The organism is Herbaspirillum sp. UBA812 (assembly GCF_002296545.1).
Taxonomy (GTDB): Bacteria; Pseudomonadota; Gammaproteobacteria; order Burkholderiales; family Burkholderiaceae_D; genus Herbaspirillum; species Herbaspirillum huttiense.
In genome coordinates, this window is sequence record NZ_DBIC01000388.1 from 1,052 (window position 1) to 5,943 (window position 4,892).

Here is a 4,892-nt window from a genome sequence, read left to right on the forward strand (position 1 = left end):
GCCACCACCCACACCCAGGCGCGCTATGCGCTGCCCAAGGTGGTGCAGGCCTTCACCCAGAAGTATCCGAAAGTGCATCTTTCCTTGCTGCAGGGCAACCCCAAGCAAATCACCGAGATGGTGCGCAACGACCAGGCGGACATTGCCATCGCTACTGAAGCGCTGGCTTCAGGCGAGGGCCTGGTCTCGCTGCCTTGTTATCAGTGGGAGCACGTGGTGGTGGTTCCGCCGGATCACCCCTTGCTGCAGTCCAGAAGCCTGACCCTGGAAGAGATTGCCGGCAATCCCCTGATTACCTACGATTCCGCCTTCAGCGGCCGCAGCAAGATCGACCATGCCTTCTCGCTGCGCCAGTTGAAGCCTGACGTGGTGCTGGAAGCCATCGATGCCGACGTCATCAAGACCTACGTGGAGCTGGGCATGGGTGTGGGCATCATCGCCGGCATCGCCTTCGATGCCGAGCGCGACCGTGGCCTGCGGGCCATTCCGGCTGGCCACCTGTTCGGCACCAATGTCTCGCGCGTGGCCTTGAAGCAAGGCGCGTATTTGCGGGGATATGTCTATACCTTCATCGAATTGCTGGCCCCGACCCTCAATCGCAAGCTGATTGCGCAGGTCATGGAAGGCGAGAAGGACATGTATGAACTTTAAGGCGTAAGGCCCGGCGCCGGGCAGTGCGCCAGGCCTGAAACAAAACGGCCGGATCCTTGCAGATCCGGCCGTTTGCGTTTGCAGCGCTTGGCGGCAATCTTATGCCACCGCCGTGCGCTCCAGGTCGCGGCAGCCATCCAGCAGGAAGGACAGGCCCACCACCAGCACCAGTTCACCTTCGGCCGAACGGGCCGTACCGGTGATGCCGGCAGTGTGGATCGCGGTCAGCGGCTTGATCACGAGATCGGCCGTGCCTTCCACCGATTCCACGCCCAGGATGTAGGGGTGGGGAACCGCCATGACGATACCCACTCGCTCATTGCCCGGCTCGTAGCCCAGCACGCCGGCCAGCGAATTGACCGGCAGCGGACGGCCCTGGTCGCGCAGCACCGGGGCGCCACCGACTTCGTCGAAGGTTTCCGGCAGCTCGACCACGCGCTCCACCACCGCCATCGGCAGGGCCAGCGGAGCACCGGCGCAGCGCACCAGCATGGTCGGGATGATCGACAGTTCGATGGGCAGGCGGATCGAGAACTTGGTGCCCTTGCCGATGGTGGATTCGATGCGGATGGTGCCGCGATGCTTTTCCACCGCCGTCTTGACCACGTCCATGCCCACGCCGCGTCCGGAGACGCTGGAGGCCACTTCCTTGGTCGAGAAACCGGGCAGGAACACCAGCTGCAAGGCTTCGTCGGAGGTCAGCGCCTGGTGTTCGTTGATCAGGCCCTTGGCCAGCGCCTTGTTGCGCAGCATGTCCGGGTCCATGCCCTTGCCGTCATCGAAGACTTCGATCATGACGCTGCTGCCGGCCTGCCAGGCGTTGAGCGAGATGGTCGCCTTGTTGGGCTTGCCGGCGGCGGCGCGGTCCACTTCGATACCGTGGTCCAGCGAGTTGCGCAGCATGTGCACCAGCGGGTCGTAGAGGCTGTCCACCACCACGCGGTCGACTTCGGTTTCGGCACCGGTGATGACCAGGTCCACGTCCTTGCCCAGGTCCTTGGCCAGTTCGCGCACCAGTCGGGGGAACTTCTGGAACAGGCGGCCGACCGGCTGCATGCGCGTGGACAGCGTGGCACGTTGCAGTTCGCTGGAGTAACGCGAGGCGCGGCCCAGGGTTTCGGCCAGGGTCGACATGAGCGCCGCAGCGGTCCCTTCGAACTTGAACTGCTGCAGCTTTTCCAGCAGCACGGCAGCCTGGTTGGCGGCCTGCACCGATTCTCCAGCCACTTCCAGCAGGGCGTCCAGCTTGACGGCATCGATACGGATGCTTTCTTCCTTGGCTCCGCCAGGGGAATCGGTGGCGCGACGATTCTGCTGCGCCGGGGCGGCCGCCTTGGGCTCGCCATCGGCGGCGGGTGCGGCTGCAGCGGCAGCCACGGGTGCCGCTGCAGCGGCCGCCACCGGGGCCGCCTCGGCGCTACCCTCCGCGACCGGCGCGGCAGCCGCACCGGGCACCACGGCCTGGTAGAGGGCGGGCCAGTCCAGTTCGCCATTTTTCATCACGCTGGCACTGCCATCGACGCTGGCGGCGGCGACCGGGGCGGCAGCCGCGGGCGCAGCCACCGGTGCTGCGGCTGCCGGAGCAGGCGCTGCTGCAGCCGGGGCTGGAGCCGGAGCGGATTCGCTCTTGCCTTCGATGGCCTGGGTCAGGATGTCCTTCAGTTCGGCGGGCATCGAGGCCAGGCTGTCGGGTGCGGCACCGTTGGACAATTCGGTCAACTGGTCGGCCACGAAGCCGCTGGCTTGCAGCGCCGCCTCGATGGCCAGCGGCGTAACCGGGGCTTTGCCGGTGCGCAGCGCATCGAACAGGTTTTCGGTCAGGTGGCAGGCCGACACCATGGCCGGCAGGTTCACGAACCCGGCGCCACCCTTGATGGTGTGGAATGCGCGGAAGACCGCGTTGAGGATTTCAAGGTCATCAGGATGTCGTTCCAGCGTCAGCAGGTGCTCTTCCACGTTGGTGGCGAGATCCAACGCTTCAACGACAAAATCCTTGAGCATTTCGTCATCCATTAGAACCCCAGGCTATCGAGTAAGTCGTCCACGTCGTCCTGCGCCATGGCGGTGCCTCCCACGGAGGGGCCATTCATCAGGGTTGCCGGTTTGTCTGCATCGATCTGCGCCTTGACTTCCGGCGGCGCGTTGTCGCGCAGCAATTGCGCCAGTTCGCGCTCGGCGGCGGCGGTGATGCCCACGATCTTCTTGATCAGCTGGCCGGTGATGTCCTGGAAGTCCTGGGCCATCATGATTTCCAGCATGCGCGCCTTTTCCGCCTCGGTCGATTCCATCACCGAATTGGAGAACTTCTGCGAGTCGCCCGCGAGTGCCTTGAATTCCTCGATGTTCATCTGGCCGGCATACAGCTTGGTCCAGCGCGCGTTGATGTCCTTGGCTTGCTCCTGCAGGCGGTCCTGGGCCGGCATGCCGGAGTCCAATGCATTGAGCACCTTGTTGGCGGCCTGCTCGGTGAGGGTGGCGATGTGTTCCAGACGGCTCTGGGCGTCGCCGATCTGCTCGGCCACGTCGGTCAGCGAACGGTCGTAGCCGAGTTCGCGCATGGAGTCGTGCAGCAGGCGCACGATACCGCCCAGGCGTTCGTACATGGGCTTGTCGCTCTGGTCCTCCTGTTCGCCTGCAGCCGCTTCTTCGGTGCCGGCGGCGGCGGGGGCGGCGGCAGCGGTAGCCGGTTCGGCAGTCATGCCCGGTAGCGTCTGCGAGGAAATTTCGTCAAACAATGCTTCCAGATCAACGTCGTCGCTCATGATTACTGATTCTCCCAACAAAGGTGTGCGCTCGTCGGCGCACTGCTGTGCAAAGTTGCCCGTAGGCGGATCTAATGCGTCGTTCCGGGAGGCACAGCCACTACCACCGCCCCGATATCAGACAGATATCGGCAGCCAGAGGCAGTCTCTGAAGGCCCGCAGACCACGACAACGTTCAGGATGACAGTGAGGCCGGCCGACCCCGCAAGGGTCCGCCGGTCGACGATGCCATGGCGCCGAGTATAGGACCGCTTGGCGTGATCTCATCGGCCAAACAGCGAGTGAAATCCCCCATTTGTTTCAATTTTTCGGCCCCACCACAAAAAATTGGCAAGAACCGCGATTCAAATGTTTTTTGATAGAAAAATCGAATTTTTTCTATATATCACTGCTGAGGATGGATTTTATCCGGCTTTTTCCTGAAAGCAATTGCGGCTGTCCCGCTTGTGCTGATTTACATCACCTGGGTGCTGCGGCTTGTGGCGTGTACGCTGCACGCCTACAATGGCGCGGTTTTGGTGCCCGTCGGCGTGTCCTCGCCGGCAGTTAAACGGGAAACACGCGCCAGGCCGCCTGCAGCCAGCAGGGCGGTCAGCCAAGGTGTACTGCCCCCGCAACGGTAACCAGGTGCCGGCGACGATGTGACGATGCGTTGCGTCTCGCCGGCGAGACCTCTTCCACGCCACTGTGTTTTTGCGCGAACGTTCACTTCGCCACATGGGAAGGCCGATGGTCATGCCTGCAGTCCGGAGACCGGCCAGAACAGGAGGAGCCCGCACAACCAATACTGGTGCGGTTTTCCGTTGATTGCGGCCCGCGGGGAGGCTGGCTGCACAGATTCTTGACCTGATTTTTCATGCATATCGCTTATTTCCAGGCCCGCTGTGGCGGTCCTCGCCCCCGTATTGCCCTGCGCACTGCCAGTGCGCTGATTCTTTCAGCTTTCGCTGCGTCGACCCACGCCGCCGATACCAGCCAGCCGCTGTCGGCGGTAGTGGTCTCGGCCTCACGCTTCCCCAATGATCCGGCATTCCCGCCGGTCGCTGCCACCGTCATCACCGCCGAGCAGATCCGCGAAGCCGGCATCGACAACGCCAACGAAGCCATCCGCAAGCTGGGCGGCGTCTACGGGCGCCAGAGCCTGTCCGGCCCGCGCGACTTCCCGCTGGACCTGCGCGGCTTCGGCACCAATGGCGACCAGAACATGGTGGTGCTGGTCGATGGCGTGCGTATTTCCGAGAATGAACTGGCCACGCCACTGCTGTCGGCGATCCCCATCGAGACCATCGAGCGCATCGAGATCGTGCGCGGCGGCAGCAGCGTGCTGTATGGCAGCGGCGCTACCGGCGGCACCATCCAGATCATCACGCGCCGCCCGCAGGCCAATACCGTGCGCGGAACCGTGATCGGCGAAGTCGGCAGCAACGGTCAGCGCGCCGGCCGGGCAGCGGTTTCGCGCGGCTGGGACAACATGTCCAT

General features: G+C 63.8%; 4 protein-coding genes and 1 riboswitch. Of the genes, 2 read left to right on the plus strand and 2 right to left on the minus strand.

What is annotated here, in order from left to right; translation table 11 throughout:
* On the plus strand, window positions 1-651 hold a 651-nt coding region (locus B3873_RS25530; RefSeq protein ID WP_286869901.1), incomplete at its 5' end, for a LysR substrate-binding domain-containing protein.
* A 99-nt stretch (window positions 652-750) separates the two neighbouring features.
* On the opposite strand, the gene B3873_RS25535 is transcribed toward B3873_RS25530, so the two are convergent.
* Together B3873_RS25535 and B3873_RS25540 are read right to left on the minus strand one after the other, a co-directional pair.
* Window positions 751-2,664, minus strand: a complete 1,914-nt coding sequence (locus tag B3873_RS25535; RefSeq protein ID WP_286869903.1) for a chemotaxis protein CheA — start codon at window positions 2,662-2,664, stop codon at window positions 751-753.
* The gene (locus B3873_RS25540) at window positions 2,664-3,413 is read right to left on the minus strand and encodes a protein phosphatase CheZ (RefSeq protein ID WP_039784897.1); all 750 of its coding nucleotides are present in this window, start codon (window positions 3,411-3,413) and stop codon (window positions 2,664-2,666) included. Before B3873_RS25540 ends, B3873_RS25535 begins: the two co-directional genes overlap by 1 nt.
* A gap of 499 nt (window positions 3,414-3,912) precedes the next feature.
* A riboswitch (cobalamin riboswitch) is annotated at window positions 3,913-4,189 on the plus strand.
* Between the two features lie 80 nt (window positions 4,190-4,269).
* Between B3873_RS25540 and B3873_RS25545 the strand changes: the two genes are divergently transcribed.
* Window positions 4,270-4,892, plus strand: a 623-nt coding sequence (locus B3873_RS25545) for a TonB-dependent receptor plug domain-containing protein (protein ID WP_286869905.1), incomplete at its 3' end; no start/stop codon positions are given.